Origin of the sequence: uncultured Campylobacter sp. (assembly GCF_938045625.1) — a bacterium.
Taxonomy (GTDB): Bacteria; Campylobacterota; Campylobacteria; order Campylobacterales; family Campylobacteraceae; genus Campylobacter_A.
The window spans coordinates 1-16,762 of the sequence record NZ_CALIAV010000101.1; the positions used below are offsets into that span (position 1 = coordinate 1).

The 16,762-nt window shown below is 46.5% G+C and carries 14 protein-coding genes and 1 pseudogene; all 15 read right to left on the bottom strand.

The annotated features are described in order from the left end of the window. Nucleotides 1-113 precede the first annotated feature (113 nt). The 15 genes and pseudogenes from Q0386_RS09490 to selA all read right to left on the bottom strand — a co-directional run bounded on the left by Q0386_RS09490 (nt 114) and on the right by selA (nt 16,677). Nucleotides 114-707, bottom strand: coding sequence for a hypothetical protein (locus Q0386_RS09490; RefSeq protein WP_002950331.1), 594 nt, complete (start codon nt 705-707; stop codon nt 114-116). Between the two features lie 109 nt (nt 708-816). After that, complete coding sequence (locus Q0386_RS09495; RefSeq protein WP_002950333.1) at nt 817-1,314, bottom strand: TlpA disulfide reductase family protein; 498 nt, start codon at nt 1,312-1,314, stop codon at nt 817-819. A gap of 13 nt (nt 1,315-1,327) precedes the next feature. Continuing rightward, on the bottom strand, nt 1,328-2,065 hold the full coding sequence (locus Q0386_RS09500; protein ID WP_299030203.1) for an ABC transporter ATP-binding protein: 738 nt from the start codon (nt 2,063-2,065) through the stop codon (nt 1,328-1,330). A gap of 1 nt (nt 2,066) precedes the next feature. Continuing rightward, nucleotides 2,067-3,206, bottom strand: coding sequence for an FtsX-like permease family protein (locus Q0386_RS09505; RefSeq protein ID WP_299030206.1), 1,140 nt, complete (start codon nt 3,204-3,206; stop codon nt 2,067-2,069). Continuing rightward, complete coding sequence (locus Q0386_RS09510; RefSeq protein WP_299030209.1) at nt 3,193-4,473, bottom strand: ABC transporter permease; 1,281 nt, start codon at nt 4,471-4,473, stop codon at nt 3,193-3,195. Before Q0386_RS09510 ends, Q0386_RS09505 begins: the two co-directional genes overlap by 14 nt. Next, a complete protein-coding gene (locus Q0386_RS09515; RefSeq protein ID WP_299030212.1) occupies nt 4,470-5,837 on the bottom strand; it encodes a Fe-S-containing protein in 1,368 nt (455 codons plus the stop codon). The genes Q0386_RS09510 and Q0386_RS09515 overlap by 4 nt, the downstream gene beginning before the upstream one ends. Nucleotides 5,838-5,902: 65 nt before the next feature. Beyond that, nucleotides 5,903-6,424: an iron transporter gene (locus Q0386_RS09520; RefSeq protein ID WP_002950338.1), complete on the bottom strand. Its 522-nt coding sequence runs from the start codon at nt 6,422-6,424 to the stop codon at nt 5,903-5,905. A gap of 74 nt (nt 6,425-6,498) precedes the next feature. Continuing rightward, nucleotides 6,499-8,463 (bottom strand): FTR1 family protein, encoded by a 1,965-nt coding sequence (locus Q0386_RS09525; protein WP_299030215.1) that lies wholly within the window; start codon nt 8,461-8,463, stop codon nt 6,499-6,501. Nucleotides 8,464-8,664: 201 nt separating this feature from the next. Then, nucleotides 8,665-9,225: a formate dehydrogenase FDH3 subunit beta gene (fdh3B, locus tag Q0386_RS09530; protein WP_298945471.1), complete on the bottom strand. Its 561-nt coding sequence runs from the start codon at nt 9,223-9,225 to the stop codon at nt 8,665-8,667. A 10-nt stretch (nt 9,226-9,235) separates the two neighbouring features. Beyond that, complete coding sequence (locus tag Q0386_RS09535; RefSeq protein ID WP_299030227.1) at nt 9,236-11,968, bottom strand: formate dehydrogenase subunit alpha; 2,733 nt, start codon at nt 11,966-11,968, stop codon at nt 9,236-9,238. Continuing rightward, nucleotides 11,951-12,211, bottom strand: a pseudogene (locus Q0386_RS09540) (hypothetical protein); the annotation flags it as partial. The pseudogene Q0386_RS09540 and the gene Q0386_RS09535, both read right to left, overlap by 18 nt. Nucleotides 12,212-12,222: 11 nt before the next feature. After that, on the bottom strand, nt 12,223-12,432 hold the full coding sequence (locus Q0386_RS09545; RefSeq protein ID WP_299030218.1) for a twin-arginine translocation signal domain-containing protein: 210 nt from the start codon (nt 12,430-12,432) through the stop codon (nt 12,223-12,225). A 335-nt stretch (nt 12,433-12,767) separates the two neighbouring features. Next, the gene (locus Q0386_RS09550; protein ID WP_299030221.1) at nt 12,768-13,475 is read right to left on the bottom strand and encodes a thioredoxin domain-containing protein; all 708 of its coding nucleotides are present in this window, start codon (nt 13,473-13,475) and stop codon (nt 12,768-12,770) included. Nucleotides 13,476-13,534: 59 nt separating this feature from the next. Next, complete coding sequence (gene selB / locus Q0386_RS09555) at nt 13,535-15,355, bottom strand: selenocysteine-specific translation elongation factor (protein WP_299030224.1); 1,821 nt, start codon at nt 15,353-15,355, stop codon at nt 13,535-13,537. Then, nucleotides 15,352-16,677, bottom strand: a complete 1,326-nt coding sequence (gene selA, locus Q0386_RS09560; RefSeq protein WP_299030230.1) for an L-seryl-tRNA(Sec) selenium transferase — start codon at nt 16,675-16,677, stop codon at nt 15,352-15,354. Before selA ends, selB begins: the two co-directional genes overlap by 4 nt. Between the last annotated feature and the right edge of the window lie 85 nt (nt 16,678-16,762).

Consider the following 16,762-nt stretch of genomic DNA (forward strand, 5'->3'; position numbering starts at 1 on the left):
GTATCGCGAGATGATTTTTCGAGTTTTGAAGCAAAATTGAGCGTGCGCTAGGCATATAGCCTGCGGAGCGAAAATTTTGCGAAATCTCGGAAAAGCACTCGCGAGACAAGCCACTAAGGATAAAAGAAACTAAGTATCTGCGTCGCCGCCTTTTCTTCTATGTATGGGATTATATAACTTGGCGAATAAAGATTCTGCCCGCTTTCGATCTCGAGATTTGTCCTTTGCTCGCTGCCGTTTGCGCGGATCATCACGCTGATAAAGGCTCTGTAAAGATAATAATCCGTCCTGTCGTAAAAATCGTCGTCAAACGGGTCGCCAAAAAGCATGCCAAAGCCCATGCTACGCCTGTATCCGTAGCCGCCCCAGCCGTAGCCCATGCTCATATACGCGCGCAGGCGTTCGCGTCGCTCAAAGCGCTGCAAGCTCGCAAAATCGCCCATTATCACGATATCGGCGCTCTTTTGATCCATGCTTTGGGTAAAGCCGTTTTGCAGTAGCTTGTTTCGCACGGTATTTTCTAGCGTGTTTGCGTAGCCGCAGGAGTTTTTAAAGTAAACGTAGACGCTGCGCGAGGCTTTTTTTACGTCGCCGTTTGTTATAAAAATAGGCATCGTGCTTCTAGCGTAAAGCTCGGGCGTGCGGGGCTCGCCGCAACCTACGAAAAAAATCGCAAATAGCAAAATAGAGAAAATTTTTAGTTTCATTTCGGGTCTCCTCGCTCAAATTTGACCGCCGCAAATTTAACGCGGACGGGTCAAATTTAGGATCAAATTTAAGCGTATTTTACTACTAAATCTTTACGTTTGAGTAAATTTATAATACCAGCTTGATCTCGTTTTCAAGAGTGGCTTTTGGAGTGAGTCCGATGAAGCGCTTTTTGAGATTACCCTCGCCGTCAAAGACGAAGATCGCAGGCACGCCCATCACACCGCCGACGGCCTTGCTGAAATAATCGACCGAAACTTTATCGCTAATCACGTCGTAGTCGATATGATGCTGCCTTACCATGTCGATATCTTTATCAAATCCAAGACTCGGTCCAAATATCCCGTAAACACCAAATTTGTCCTTAAACTCGGAGTAAATTTCATTTACGATCGGAGCTTGTGCTACGCAGGCGCCGCAGGATGTGCCAAAGAAAAAGAGCATATAGGGCTTGCCGTCCGTTTTAAGTCGCCTGCCCTCCGGGAAATAGTGCGTATCTACACCCTTTGGCGAGTTTAGGCTGATGTGGTGTTTGTCAAAGCCGCTATTTCCGCAGCCAGCTATCATCGCCGCCGCAAAAACTAAAAGTATATATTTTTTTATCATAACTCTCCCAAATTTAAACCGTCGCAAAGGCGGTTTGACCCTTTGGCTCGCTCGCTAGCCTCTCGCATGCCTCCGCGCGCTCGCCGTCGCTCACGTAGTGGATATTTTCCATCTTGCCGTGCCTTAGATAGACGATCTTATCGCCAAACTGCCCAAGATCGGGGTTATGCGTGATGAGCAGGATGGTTTTGCCCTCGCTTCGCAGTTTTTGAAACAGCTCCAAAACTACGCGCTCGTTGGCTTCGTCTAGGTTACCAGTCGGCTCGTCGGCTATCAAGATATCAGGATCGTTGATCAGGGCGCGCGCGATGCACAGACGCTGCTGCTCGCCGCCGCTAAGCTGACTCGGACGGTGATCTAGCCTATGTCCCAGTCCAACGCGCTCGAGCGCCTTTTTAGCGTCCTCTTCGTCCACACTACTGTGATAGTACTGCGCTATCATCACGTTTTCGACGCAGTTTAGGTAGGGGATGAGGTGAAACTGCTGAAATATTAGCCCGATCTTTTCGCGGCGAAATTTGAGCGTCTCCTCGTCGCTAAGTCTGCTAGCGTCGTCTCCGCCTAGCGTGTACGTGCCTGCGGTTGGCTCGTCCATAAGCGAGAGGATATTTACCAGCGTACTTTTACCGCTACCGCTTGGACCCATTATGCTAACCCATTCGCCGGCATTTACGTCAAAGGTAATGCTCTCCAGCGCTCTTACTTCGCCAAATCTTTTTTCTATCCCGTTTAATCTTATCGCGTACTGCATATTATTCTCCTCTTAAAATATCGGCCATCTTATTTTCTAGCGCCCGTTTGATCGGATAGATCGAGGCCACGCCCGCAAAAACGAGCGAGATAACCATCGCTATCGGTATGCTCATAAATCTAAAATCGATGCTCGAATCAAAAATCGCGTAGCCTAAAATTTGCGCCAAACCATAGCCTAAAATAGCACCCGCCAAAGCCGCCGCAAGCGCCGTGACGAAGGTCTCGACGCCGAACAAATTTAACACGTTTTTCTTACTAGCTCCAAGTGCTCTAAGCAGCGCGATCTCCTTTGAACGCGAAAACAAAATCGCGCTTAGAGTCGTGTTTACGCACATTGAAGTGATAAGCAAGATGACAAAGCTAACTAGCGCCATCAAAAGCTTAATTTTGTCTAAAATCAGACCCTCTGATTTTGAAATTTTAGCCACGGGTTTAACCGAAATTTGCTCGTCGCTAAGGCTCTTGCCAAGCTCGTTTATGTAGTCAAATTTGCCCGTCACTACGGCCTCGGCGTAGTTTAGCGTGTTTGGCTCGTTTGCTATCTTTTGCGCTAGAGGTAGCGAGATGATGAGTAGCGAGTCCTCCTTGTCGCCGTCTTGCACGATGCCACGGATCTTTACTTTTTCGCCCGCGTTCGCTCCGATTTGCCTCACTTCGATCGTGTCGCCGACCTTAAAGCCGCTTTGTTTAGCTAGATCGGTGCCGATTAGCGCGTTTCTCTCGTCAAAATCAAGCGTTATGCCCTGCCCTTCTTTAACCTCCAAAAACGGCTTAACCCGCGTTAGATCGCTAAATTTGACGCCCATAGCAATCGCGGTCGTAGGACCGATATTTACCTGCGTGAAAAGATATCCGCTCTGCCCGATTAGCTTGTCGCTCGGGATTTTGGCGATCTTTTCGTTAAATTTAGCCTCGTTTACCGCGTCGCTAACGGGGTCTGCGGGAGCGAAAACCACGTTAGCACCGTAGCTTTTTAGCTCCTTGCTTACTTTTGAGTCGATATCCAGATATACGTTTACAAAGGCCGCCGTCACGCACGCGCCAAGCAAGATAGAGACGATGATGACGCCCACTCTAGCCGCGCCAAAGCGCAGGCTTTTAAAGATGACGTTATAAAAAAAGCCCTTATTTGCGATCATATAGCACCTCCGCAGGCAAAAGTTTAACTACGCTTCTCATCGGCACGAGCGAGCCCGCGATCGAGATAAGAAGCGCAAAAGCGATACTAAGCGGAAGCACGATCCACGCGATGCCGATGCCGTAGCCAAAGATACTGTAAGCGATTATGTAGCTTAGCGCGTAGCCCAAAAACGCCCCCAAAATGCCCGCGAAAAACGCCACTACTAGGCTTTCGCTCGCAAAAAGGGCGTAAATTTCAAAGTTGCTAGCGCCTATGGCTTTTAGCAGGCCGATCTCTTTTTTGCGTCTGTAAATTTCGCTAGTCATCAGCGATGTAATGCCGATAGAGGAGACCGCCAGCGCGATGACGCTAACGATACCCATTAGGCTTTGGATTTTTTTTACGATATTACTCTCAGCGTCGCTTACCTGCATCATCGCCTTTGCTGCAACGCCCGCGTAGTTCTCCTCGATCTGATAGGCTATGGAGCTAACGTAGGCCGAGCAGTACCACATATCGTATTCGGCGCTATCTAGGTTATCGAGGTTTCGCCTAGCCTTGACGGAGAGGTCGTTTTCTGGGATCGTCATCGCTGAAACCTCGGCTTTTGAGTACTGTCCGGGCTTATTTAGAAGCTCTTGGGCAAGCTTTAGCGAGGTTACGATCTTATAGCTCTCCTCGCCGGCTCCTTTTAGGATGCCCGCTATTTTTACGCTACGTCCGTTTAAATTTAGCTCGCCGCCGACGCTCAAATTTCGCTTTGCCGCTAAATTTTCGCCTACGAGCACGTTTTGCACATCGTCGTCCTCTATCCATTTGCCATCAACCGCCCAAAAACCAAATAGCGTTTTCACGCCAGTTTTAAACTCCGGCTCATCAGCCACGTTTGCAAATTTGTCAAACCAAGTGCCCGTGATTTGGTATTTTTCGCCGTTAGCGTCTTTTACCTCGCCGTTTAAAAACGGTGCAAACGCCACGATGTTGTTTCGCCAGAAAATTTCCTTTACCTTATGCAAATCCTCTTCGTTTAGGTAGTTTTGCGATTTTAGCGGAGTGAAATTTTTACCCTCGATCTCGATAGCTAGCGCTTCGCCCTTTGGCAAGACGACGATATTTGAGCCGTAGCCGCGCAGCTCGCTAGCGATCTGATCGCCGATTTTTAGCGTGATATTTAGCATACAAGCGATCAAAACCGTCGCCAAAAGTATAGTGATAAAAGCCATACCTTTTTGCACCTTCGAGCCAGTGATCGAGCTTTTTATAAGCCTTAGTTGCATATTTTTCATTTTAAAGTCCCGTTTATATCGACGTATTTTTCAGGGTTGGCTTCAAATTCCGCCTGAGTTTTTTCGTTTTCAAAGAAATACGTCCTGTTGTAGTATAAATAAGATTTCGAGCCGATGTTGCTTACTTTTTTGCGGCTTACCGGATCTAGCACCATTTTTTCGATGACTTTTGAGAAGTAGTTCGCACCGCTTTGGATGGTATCGAGCGTTACGGTTACGAATTTGCCGTCAAATTCAAAAGGCATAGGTATCGGGTTGCAGCCGCCCTCTTTGCCGACTGACGGTAAGAAAATGCGCACGTTGCAAGAGATACAGATGAGATCGGCGCCCTTTTTGATATAGCCCATATCGCCGCATATCGCGCATGCGTCAAAGACGATGATCGGCGAAGCGCGGTCGGCAAAGCGGTTTAAGAGGAAAAACCTTATCTCTCTGCCCTCGTCGTTTATGTAGGCGTAGCGGTGAAGTTCGTTGTCGGCGAGTTTTTCGACGTCAAATTTAAACTCGTTATTTACGGGCTCGACAATAATAGGGTCTGAGATCTCGGGCGGTTTAGACGCGTGCAGGTCGTAGTAAAGCCCAAAAATCAGAGCCGTAATAACGATCGCCGCGCTACTTTTTGAATTTGCCGCCATGAAATTTCTAGCCGCGTTGTTAAATCTAAATTTGTTTGAGCCCACGACCGATTTTACGAGCGGGGCGGGACGTTTTTTGAAATTTATAACCGCCAAGACTAAAACTAAAAAGATGAAAAAATACTGCGAAAAGGTCGTATAGTAAATGCCCTTAGCCACGAGCGAGAGCGCCCACGGATATGTAGGAATCATACCCGCCCGCATAAACTCAAGCCCCGTGTTTGAAAGAGCCTGCACTATCAAAACCGCAAGCGAAAGAAGCGAAAACGTCCATAAGACATGCTTGCACAGGCACTCTTTTAAATTTGAAACGACGAAAAATAAAATCAGTAAAAGCAAAAATGCAAATATCATCAAAAATAAGCTGATGATGGACTGCGTATCGAGTAGCTCGCCTGCAAATACCGGAAAATTCGCGCCCGCGTGAGCATAGGTTAGACCGTAGCCCGCACCCAAGGCGAAAAACGTTATCATCTTTGCAGGGTTAAATTTGATAAAAATCCAAAGCGCGCTAACTAGCAAAAATACCAAAGTAGCCGCGTCAAACACCATTTTCACCCCGGCGTCGTGAAGCATGAGTCTAGCGATCTTAAAAACGACTATGCCTGCAGCAATACCCAAAACCGAGGGTAGAAACAGCGCTTTTAGGCTCTTTTTGTCGTTGTTTAACGCTGCAAAAAGGACAAATCCCAGTAACGATGAGATAACTTGGACGAAATATATAGACATGATCAGCCCTGTAATTTGAGAATTTGAATAAAATTTAGAGCGGACTCAGCCGCTCTAAGCCCGAATTATTTAGCAGGCGCGCCTGTGTATTGGAATTTATAAGTCGTGGTGAACGGCTCAAACCATTTACCTACGCCCGTTTCTTTGTCCGCATGGCGACCGAAGCCTTGTTTTTCAGGATTTTCTATATGAAATTTTAGCTCGTAGTTGCCCACGCCAGCGTCCATTTTTAGGTTAGCGCCGTAGTGAGGGCCGTCTTGAGCGACCATAGGCATAAATGTGCCTTTTTTAACTTTGCCGTTATCTAGGTTTTTTAACTCGTAATTAACTTTTAGATAAGGGATCCACTCGCCAGCCGCAAAGCCGTTTTTGTTTCCCTCGATAGCGTGGATGTCGGCCTCTAGGTGGATGTCGGCTTTGCTTGGAGCTAGGTCGATGCCTTTTGGCTCCATGTCGATAGGCTCTAGATAAACGGCAGCTATCTCCATACCGTTGATCTCTACCGGATCGCCGATAGGAAACTCGCCTGCTACGGCTACTGTTGCAGCAAGGCTAAATGCCAAAGCTGTTTTAACAAATTTGTTCATGTTCTCTCCTTTAATTGGTTTGTAAATTTATTTTTAAGCTTCGCGGCAACCCGCGAAAGCTAGAAACGCAAAATTTAAGCCTCTTTGGCTTGCTTGTTTTTCATTATGATTACGCCGATGATTAGCGCCGCTACCATGATAGCCTGCGGTATCAAGCTCTCGTAATACGGATAAATGCCTAGCCATTCGATAGTCGGGAAGCCCTCGATCTTAGTCGGAACGAAAATTTTACCCTCGACGAACTCCATAAGCCCCTTGCCCACAAACACGATCGACATATAAAAGATGATCGCCGAAGTGACCAAGAAAAACGGCTTGATCGGGATTTTGATAGCAAAAATTTTAAACACGTAGTAAGTAACAAACAAGACGACTAGCCCCACTACAAATCCCAGCGCTATCATCGAGTAGCCCGCGCTATCTTTAGCGTCGAAAATCAGCGCCTGATAGAAAAGCACGGTCTCCGCACCCTCTCTAAATACGGCTAAAAACACCGTCCACCAAAGCGCCTTAGCAGAACCAGCCGATATCGACTCGCTGACGTGACTTTGGATATATTTGCTCCATTTTTTCGCGCCTGCGTTTGAAAGCAGCCAAAAACCGACGTAAAAGAGTAGTCCCACGGCGATAAGCATCACCGCGCCCTCCATCACCTCTCTTTTTTGACCTGCAGCGCCGGCAAATATCAAATTCATAATCCACGCCATAACAAAGCTTAGCACGACCGCTACGCCAAGCGAGCTATAAACGATACTCATGCGCTTTTCGTTGCCGGTTTTTAGCAGATACGCCACGACTGCCGCCACGATGATAAGCGCCTCAAATCCCTCGCGAAGTATGACCGTAAGCGCGTAAACAAATAGCGCCCAAGGCGAGCTACTGCCGCTTGTTTTTTCTAACGCGGCGTCTAAATTTGCGCCTAGGTTATCGGCTGCTTGCTGGAGTCTCTCGACGCTCACGCCCGCCTTCATCAGCGCGACTACTTCGCCGAAATTTCCTTCTATCTTAGTTTTTAGGCCTACGTCTATCGCGCCTACTTTGTTTTCCATGCCGCTACCTTCGAACTCGTCGAAGTAAATATCCTGCGCATCGCTCATAGCTTTAGCTACGTCTTTTGCGGCGTAAAGTTTGATCGCGTCGGCGATTTTTGCCTTTATGTTTGCAACCACCGGCGCAAAATCAGTAGCCGCGTCATCCTCGGCGCTATCAGGCAAAACTACGTTGGTAGCTAGCGAGCCCGAGTCCATAGGTAGCTTGGCGACGTTTTCGTATATCAGCGCATCAAGCTCTTCCAAATTTGACTTTAGTACGTCGGCGGCTACATCGTTGTTTATCGCTATTATCGCCGAACCCATTCGCTTTTGGATGTCGCCGTCGATACCCTGACCGCCGTTTATAAATCTACGGATAGCCTCTTCTAACTTCGTGTTGCGATATAGCTCAAATTTGGCTTTGTTGTTTATCTGCTGTTTTGCTGCGTCTTTGTCGCCCTTTTCGTAAGCCGCGCCCGCAGCGCTAAGGGCTGTTTTTATGTCGTTATAAACCACTTGCCAGTGCGGCTCGATAGCGGCGATGCTTGCAGGCTGCGCCGTAGTTTGGCTAGCCTCAGTAGCTTTAGCAGTCTGCGCGGCATCTGCGTTTTTAGGATCGGAGTACTCGCCCACTAGCTTGTGACCGGTGTTTATGACGGGCAAAACCTCATCCATCTCTTTATTTAGATCGTCCATTATAGCTTGTATCTCTTCTACCGGTTTTTTGGCGATGATGGCTTTGCGGATTTTGCCGAATTTAGACTCCATCGAGTAGGCTTTTTTCTGCCCCAAATTTACCCTGATCGCCGCTTCGATATTTTCAAAATGCCCAAAATAAGCATTTTGCGTAGCGGTTTTTGCCTCGTCGATCTTGCCCTCTTTATACTGCTGAATGATACTTACGAATGAATCTTTTATGCTCTGTATCTCAGGGCCGTAGTCGGTATCGGCTGCATTTAGCATAAAAGGGATAAAAAGCGCGAGTATAAATTTTAAAAATTTGCTCATAAAAAACTCCGATAAAATATGTTTTAAGTGGCTATTTTACCATTTAAAAACTTTAGCGAAAATAAAAACGGCTATCAAGTATCAATATTATCAACAAGCTATATTTTTTGATTATTAGATTGATCCGACTTTGAAATTTGAGTAAATTTAAGGAGTAAAATTTGAAAGAAATTTCGGGAGCGAGTCGCCCCCGAATTTGAGTTAGATAGTAGCGCCCGCTTGTCTTAGCATAACGCGTTTGCGATATACGTTTGACACGTCTGCGGCGTCGCCTACTAGTAGCGCGTTGGTGGCGCAAACGGCGGCGCACATAGGGACTTTGCCCTCTGAGATGCGGTTTTGGCCGTACATATGAAGCTCCTCGTGAGAGTTCGTCTCCTCAGGGCCTCCCGCACACATGGTGCACTTATCCATAGCGCCTTTTATGCCGAATGCTCCGTCTCTAGGAAACTGCGGCGCGCCAAACGGACATGCGTATAGGCAGTATCCGCAGCCGATGCATTTGTTTTTATCGTGAAGCACTATACCGTCGGCTCTGATGTAAAAACAATCCACCGGACAAACTTGCTCGCAAGGAGCGTCGGTGCAGTGCTGGCACGCGATAGTAGTTGAGACCTCTTTACCCTCAATACCATCGTGAAGCGTGATAACCTTTCTTCTATAAATTCCAACTGGAAGCTCGTGAGCAGAAGAGCAGGCGACTTGACATCCAAAGCAGCTGATACATCTATTAGTATCTACAAAAAATTTCATTCTTGCCATTTTTCTCTCCTTACTCTTTACCTAGGGCGTCTCTCTCGCCATACTCGTGATAAAACGATGTTTTAAAGGTGTTCTCTTCAGCTTTTTCTATGCGGCAAAGACCTGCGTTAAATTCTGAAATTTGAGTAACCGGATCAAAGCCGTAGTTTGTTACGGTATTAAAGCTCTCGCCGATCGTATAAGGCTTAGTACCCTCAGGATAGCGGTCTTCTAGGCTCACGCCTTGCATAACGCCCGCGAAGTTATACGGCATACAAATTCTGTCCGGCGTAACCATCTGAGTATGATAGCAACGAACCTTGATCTTAGTGCCTTGCGGAGAGTGGATCCACATCATATCGCGATCTTGGATGCCGTATTTTAGGGCAAGCTCAGGGTGGACGTTAGCAAACATCTCAGGCGTGATCGCCGCTAGATACTTGCTCGTTCGCTCTATCATTCCCGCGCCGCTTAAATTTACTACGCGCAATGTGCTAAATACGATAGGGAATTCCTTACTCCAGTCTTTTGCTTGTTGTTCGGACTTAAATTTAGTCTCGACGCGGAAATTTCTAGCCTGATCGTCAAAAGTCGGGTATTTTTGTACCAAATCCCAGCGCGGAGAGTGGATAGGCTCGCGGTGTTTAGGGATCGGATCTAGGAATTCCCAAACGATCATTCTAGCTCTTGCGTTACCGTAAGGCACTACGCCTTTTTCGCGGCATTTTTCTAAGATAAGTCCGCTATAGTCCATGCTCCAGCTAGCGCCCATTTTAGCTTTTTCCTCTTCGGTTAGCGTGATGCCTAGTACTTTTTCGATATTTTCTTTGGTTATTTGCGGATAGCCGCCTTTTACCTGCGAGCCGACTAAGGTTGCATCCTCGCTAGCTAGCTGGCTAACGCCGTTATGCTCTAAGCCGAAGCGATTTCTAAATCCGCTACCGCCTTCTGTATAAGGCTTACTCATGTCGTAAAGTATCGGCGTACCAGGGTGTTTAGTATCCCATGCAGGCCAAGGTTTACCGTAGTACTCGCCTTTTACTTCTCCGCCGATACCCATTAACGTATCGGGATCGAAATTTTGCCAGTTAGCCTGATGCCTTCTAAACATCTCGGCCGTTCTACCACCGCATCCGATCGAATTTCCTATGCGAGCGATTTCGTTTGTTGCATCGTCAGGCCATACGAAGTCGTCTTTTACCTGCTTTATCTCGCGGTCCACGATATCCATCTTCATGCCGCGGACGTATTCGTCGTAAAAGCCGAATTTTTTAGCGAATGCAAACATAACCTCTTGATCGGGCTTACTTTCGTAAAGCGGATCTACTACCTTAGTTCGCCACTGGCCGGAGCGATTCGTAGAGCTTAAATGCCCCTCGTTTTCAAACGCGGTAGCCACCGGCAAGATATAAATTCCGTCTTTTCTATCGCTTAAAATCGCGACTTCGTTGACGAAAGGTTCGGCTATGACTAGTAAGTCTAATTTATCGACGGCTTGTTGAATTTTAGTTAAGTGCGCCATAGAAGTTAGACCGGTTCCTTGTACCCAAAGAACGCGAAGCTTACCGCTAGTATATGTTTTTTCTTCTTTTAAGACGCCCTGCCACCATTTTGATAGCGACCAGCCCTTTTCGTTTCTCCAGTTTCTATCTTCCGGATTTTGCGGATCATGATAAAAATACTCTTCAAATACGGTATTTTTTACCGGAGCGCCGCCCTGTTTCGGCTCTTTTGTCGAAACCGCGAATCGTTTGATAAACTCATCGTAATCAACACCCCAGCCTTTGCAGTAGTATTTCCACGAGGCGTCTCCTAGTCCGTAATACATAGGAAGAGTGTCTGAAAGGTTACCCATATCGGTAGAGCCCTGAACGTTATCGTGACCGCGAATGATATTACAGCCGCCGCCAGGTTTACCCATATTGCCTAGGATTAGTTGAAGGATAGGTAAAATTCTGGTATTTGACGTGCCTACGGAGTGCTGAGTGATGCCTAGAGCCCAGATAACCGTTCCCGGTTTATTGTGAGCCATTATGTGCGCGGCTTGCATTAGTCTGTCTACAGGTACGCCCGTAACGTCCGAAGTAAGCTCAGGAGTCCAGTGTTCGGCCTCTTTTCTAACCTCTTCGATACCATAGGTTCTGTTTTCTAAAAATTCTTTATCTTCCCAGCCGTTTTTAAGGATAATGTGAATAAGTCCATAAATAAGAGCCACGTCCGTTCCTGAACGCTGACGCAAGTAAAGATCCGCGTGCGCAGCCGTTTTAGTAAAATTCGGATCCGCTACGATTAATTTTGCGTTGTTTCTATCTTTGGCTTGCAACATATGCTTCATACCGCCGACGGGATTTGCTACAGCCGAATTCGCACCGATACAAAAGATCGCTTTTGAATTTGCCGTCATATCTCCGAAGTGATTCGTCATCGCGCCATAACCCCAAGTATTCGCCACACCGGCGACTGTTGCGCTATGTCAAATGCGTGCTACGTGATCGTTGCTGTTTGTGCCCCAAAACGCCGCAAATTTGCGGAAATAATAACTTTGCTCGTTGTTAAATTTAGCCGAACCCAAGAAAACTACGCTATCAGGACCGTCTTCTTTACGGATTTGTAGCATTTTATCGCCGATTTCGTTTACGGCTTGTTCCCAGCTGATGCGCTCCCATTTTCCGTTTACTTTTTTCATCGGAAATTTGATGCGTTGTTTTGATTTCGTAAGGTCGATCTGATCGATTCCCTTAGAGCAGTGCGAACCTTGAGATATCGGATGGAACATAGCCATATCTTGGCGCACCCATACTCCGTCTTTTACCTCGGCTTCGATACCGCAGCCCGCCGAACAAATAGAACAAATCGTTCTAACTTTTTTTGAACCTTCGTAAGGATTTTTTATCTCCTCGTTGGTTGCCTTTCTAAACGTCTCGTTTTCGCCAAATGCCATCGTGCTACCGGCACCAAGAGCGGCAAGCTTTAAAAACGAGCGTCTTCCTATGCGTGAATCACTCATGGTTTTCTCCCTTAGTAAGCGATCTTATAGTAGTATTCCCACTCTTTGCTTTTTTTGTAAAGCACCTCTTTTTTGCTCGACTTGCCGACAACTACGCCGTTGTCGTCAGGAGCAAGCTCATCGCTAGTCGGTTTTGCGATAGCTGCGGTGGCCAATACAGTCCCGCCTACCGCGCCGACCTTCAGAGATTTTTTGAGGAAATCTCGTCTTGATCCTTGCATGTTTTCTCCTTATTAATCCCAAATTTGAAATTTTTGAGACGTTTTTAGAAAGATATTGTTCAAATTTTGCATATTTCCTAGGCGTAGTGCGCCTTACAGGCGCGTATTTTAGGGCACTTGCATATTTTAAAATATCACTGTGCAAATTTAGCATATTTTGAGAATAAATGAAGTAAAAATATTAGATTAATTACGAAACTTAATAAATAGTTAAGATAACCTGAAATTTAGCTTAAATTTTAATACTTCATATCAAGTTAAAAATGTATATTTTATGTAACTCCGGGGCTTTTTGAGCTAAATTTGTCAAATTTAGCTCAAATTTGCGTTAGACATTATTTTTGTAGGTCGCTTAGATTTACTATGAAAGGCACGGAGCGAACGCCGGCGGCGGAGTATTTTTGTCTTAAATTATCCATCGCTTTTACGTCTGCGTCACTGACTGCACCGTCTGCCACCTTATAGTCGTCCGCAAAATATTTTCGTAAAATTTTGATCTTGTCGCTATCGGTTTTCGCGCTTGCTACGTCTTTATATATCAAAAAGCTTTTTTGCAAAGACGATACGTCGTGAACCGGAGTTAAGATTAGCTTTACGTTGCTTTCTTTTAACGTCGCTTCGATCTTTTCAAGCTCTAGGCGGCAGTACGGGCACTCAGGATCGGAAAACATCACGATAGTTGGCTTTTTAGAGTCGTTTCCTAGAGTGATGATATTTTCTTTTTGCTCGTTTTTATAGACTTTTGAGATATTTTTCGCCGCTATTTCCTTTTTTATCTCTTGCAGGTAGGCTTTTTGCGCCTTTAGGTCGATGATATCCGGGAAAAGCAAGTCGCCTTTAGTAAAGATAACCTCATCTTGACTCACTTGACCGTTGCTCAAATTTACCACGACCGCTTCGATTCCGTCGGTTAACGGTTTGCGCTCGGTTACGTTTACTTTCACGCCCTCGCCGACCATCTGCGAATAAAAACCGACCACTTGCTCGTTTGACGCCGCAAACATCGCAGAGGCCGCCATTAGCGACAAAACTATTTTTTTCATTTCATTCCTTTTTAAAAATTTGCGCGGATTATATTAGCTTTTTATAAATAGATAAAAAATCACGCTTTTAAAACTCGGTCCGTACCGTTTTTTATTATATTTGGATCCAGATCAAGCTGCTCGAGGTAGGCGATTATGTATTTTCTGCTTAAATTTAACGCCTCTTTCGCATTCGTTACGTTTACGAATCCTTGCGCGGCGATGACGGCTTTTAGCTTCGCAAGCACCTCGTTTAGGGCTTTTGACGTTACGAAAAGATTATGCGCGAGCCTCACCACGCGCCCGATTCCCGTTAGCTTTTTTAGCGCGTTATCGCCGCTAACGCGGTCGATCTCAAGCTCGTCGTAGATGTTATACGGCGCCAATGGAGCTAAATTTCCGCTTTGCAAAATTTCGTAAATTTTCTCCTCGAGCCTGATTTTTAGCTTGCTCATATCCACGCCCGTTTTGGTGTAGACGCCGTCGTTTTTAGCGATCATGCCCGCGCTTTCTAGCTCGTCAAGCGCCTTTTGAGCGATGTTTTCGCTAGCCCACGAGAGCTTTAGGCTGATGCTCGTAGCCGAAAATACCGCAAATTCGTTCTTTTCTATCATAAATTTGACCGCGCTTTTTATCCTATCGACCGCGCTTAGATCGTAGATATTTAGCGCCTTTTCATCGACGAATACATTTGGCGTCTGCTTTGCGATAGCGACGGCCTCCTCATGATTTAGCCCGAAACGCTGATAGGCCGAGATGATACCAAAGCCGTTTTTATGCGTATCTTTTAGCATCGCAAAGGCGCTTACGAAGTCCTTTTTAAGCAACGCGTTTAAAAACGAAATTTTGCTTGATTTTTTCATCGGCTCGCTCACGGCGTTTAGTACCCTGCCGCCGCCTATGACGCGACCGTTTGCGATGAGAACAAACGGCTCGTCAAATTTTAAAAACATATCCCTTTCAAATTTAAACGTCGCAAATATCCCACCGTCTTTTTCGCTAAGAACCAGCGCCTTTGCGGGCGCGGCCTTTGCGCCGACGCAAAACGTCACGCTCTGCCCATGCGTTAGCTCGCGAGCGAAAACTATCGCGTCTATCTCGCGAAATCCTCTAAAAAAGCCCTTCTTACTAAGCAGCTGGCCTTTTTTTAGATCATTTAGCTCGATTCCAGTCAAATTTAGCGCCACGCGGCTGCTAACTCCTGCGCGGTCAACGAAATTATCGTGGCTCTGCACGCTTCGCACCTGCACCTCTTTGCCCGCGTCGTAGTTAAAGAGCTTTTCGTTTTTCGTTACGCTGCCCTCTATCACGGTGCCCGTGACTACGTTTCCGATACCTTTTAGGCTAAAAACGCGGTCGATGTAATACCTAAAAACGCCCTCTTGCTCGCGGTTAGCCGCCTTTAGCGTGAAAAGATAATTTCGCAGCTCATCAATGCTCGCGCTATCTTTAATGCTAACCGGGAAAATCTCTAAAATTTGCAGATTTTTGTAATTTTGCGCGGCAGCATAAATTTCGTTTTTTCGCTGCTCGATTAGCTCCGCGCTAGCTAGGTCGCACTTGGTAAGAGCTACTACGAGCGAACGAACGCCAAGGATATTTAAAACCTCCAAATGCTCCAAAGACTGTGGCATAAGTCCGTCGTTTGCCGCCACGACGAAAAGGCACGCGTCAAATCCATACGCGCCGCTGATCATCGTTTTGATCAAATTTTCATGTCCCGGCACGTCGATAAATGCGATATTTTCGCCGTTTTTGCTCAAATTTGAAAAGCTAAGGTCGATCGTGATCCCGCGCTTTTGCTCCTCTTCGAGTCTGTCGCCTTCAAAGCCGTTTAGTTCCTTTATCAGCGCCGTTTTGCCGTGGTCGATGTGCCCGGCCGTTCCTATTATTAAGCTCATTTTTCATCCGTTTCGTTGATTTTTTCTATCAAATTTTGCACATCCGCATCTAGCACACTGCGAAGATCGAGCAAAAATTTACCCTCCTCGATGCGGCCGATCACGAGATTTTTTCTAAATTTAGCCTCGTTTTCGTTCGCGTTTCCTTTGACGGCCAGCGCGACGCTAGGTATGCGTTTGTTTGGCATAGTGCCGCCTCCTACGAAGGTCGTAGTGCGCACGATTTCAAGCGGAGTTTTTAGCTGCGAGTTTATAAAATTTGCCGTGTTTTCAAGCTCATCTACGCTTTTATAGAGCTGTTTTATCGTTGTAATAAGCTCAAATTCGCGGTTTGCGTAGGCTTTGACGCTCTCAGCTAAAAGCGAGATGATCACCTTATCCACGCGCAGCATTCTTAGCAGCTGATTTTTCTTTAGTTTTGCGATGAGCTCACGTTTACCTAGGATTATGCCGCATTGCACGGAGCCAAAGAGCTTATCGCCGCTAAAGCTAACGAGCGAGGCCTCTTTTAGATTTTTTAGATTAGGCTCGTTGCGCTCGAGGCCGTAGGGCAGCTCACCGTAAAATCCGCCGCCAAGATCGAAATAATCAATGAGGTTTCGCTCTCTTGCTAGCGCGCTAAGACCCTGCATCGCTACATCCTCGCTAAAACCAACGATATCGAAATTTGATCTATGCACCTTTAAGATCAGCTTCGAGTTTTCGTTTATCGCGTCCTCATAGTCGCGTAGGTTGGTTTTATTGGTAGTGCCCACTTCGCGCAGGATCGCGCCCGAGTTTGCCATAACTTCTGGCACGCGAAAGCTCCCGCCGATCTCGACTAGCTCGCCTCTGCTGATGATAGCTTCGCCGCCTTTTGAGAAGGTATTTAGCACCAAAAACACTGCGCTTGCGTTGTTATTTACGACGACGGCGTCCTCAAAACCAAAAAGCTCCGCGAGCAGCCCGCCCACGTAGTCGTAGCGGTTTGAGCGGCCGCCCTTTTCGACGCTGTATTCGAGGTTTGAGTATCCGGTTATCACGGGCGCGGCTCGGCGTAAAATTTCAGGATCGATCGCGCTGCGGCCGAGGTTTGTATGGATGATGACGCCGGTTGCGTTTATTAGGCTTCGCAGGCTCAAATTTGACGCCTTTTCGTATCTTTCGAGCGTGTTTTGGACGATAGCGTCAAGCCCCGGGCAGTTTTGCCCGCCTAAAATTTGCGCGCGCAGGCTCTCTAGCTCGGCCCTGGCGACCTTAGTCAGCAAGCTCGTATCAAGCCCGAAAAATCGCTCGTTTTTTATAAATTTATCTATCTGCGGGAGTTTTCGTAGTTCGTTCAAATTCGCTCCTAGTAAATTTGTGTTACCGAGCGCGATTTTAGCATAAATTTGGATAAATCTAATCTTATTAAAAAAAATAAATATA

Coding starts and splice junctions, on each gene's coding strand:
- fdh3B (WP_298945471.1), bottom strand. CDS start 9,225: ATGGCAAGAATGAAATTTTTTGTAGATACTAATAGATGTATCAGCTGC.
- Q0386_RS09525 (WP_299030215.1), bottom strand. CDS start 8,463: ATGAGCAAATTTTTAAAATTTATACTCGCGCTTTTTATCCCTTTTATG.
- Q0386_RS09505 (WP_299030206.1), bottom strand. CDS start 3,206: ATGATCGCAAATAAGGGCTTTTTTTATAACGTCATCTTTAAAAGCCTG.
- Q0386_RS09515 (WP_299030212.1), bottom strand. CDS start 5,837: ATGTCTATATATTTCGTCCAAGTTATCTCATCGTTACTGGGATTTGTC.
- Q0386_RS09520 (WP_002950338.1), bottom strand. CDS start 6,424: ATGAACAAATTTGTTAAAACAGCTTTGGCATTTAGCCTTGCTGCAACA.
- Q0386_RS09495 (WP_002950333.1), bottom strand. CDS start 1,314: ATGATAAAAAAATATATACTTTTAGTTTTTGCGGCGGCGATGATAGCT.
- Q0386_RS09550 (WP_299030221.1), bottom strand. CDS start 13,475: ATGAAAAAAATAGTTTTGTCGCTAATGGCGGCCTCTGCGATGTTTGCG.
- Q0386_RS09500 (WP_299030203.1), bottom strand. CDS start 2,065: ATGCAGTACGCGATAAGATTAAACGGGATAGAAAAAAGATTTGGCGAA.
- Q0386_RS09490 (WP_002950331.1), bottom strand. CDS start 707: ATGAAACTAAAAATTTTCTCTATTTTGCTATTTGCGATTTTTTTCGTA.
- selB (WP_299030224.1), bottom strand. CDS start 15,355: ATGAGCTTAATAATAGGAACGGCCGGGCACATCGACCACGGCAAAACG.
- Q0386_RS09545 (WP_299030218.1), bottom strand. CDS start 12,432: ATGCAAGGATCAAGACGAGATTTCCTCAAAAAATCTCTGAAGGTCGGC.
- Q0386_RS09510 (WP_299030209.1), bottom strand. CDS start 4,473: ATGAAAAATATGCAACTAAGGCTTATAAAAAGCTCGATCACTGGCTCG.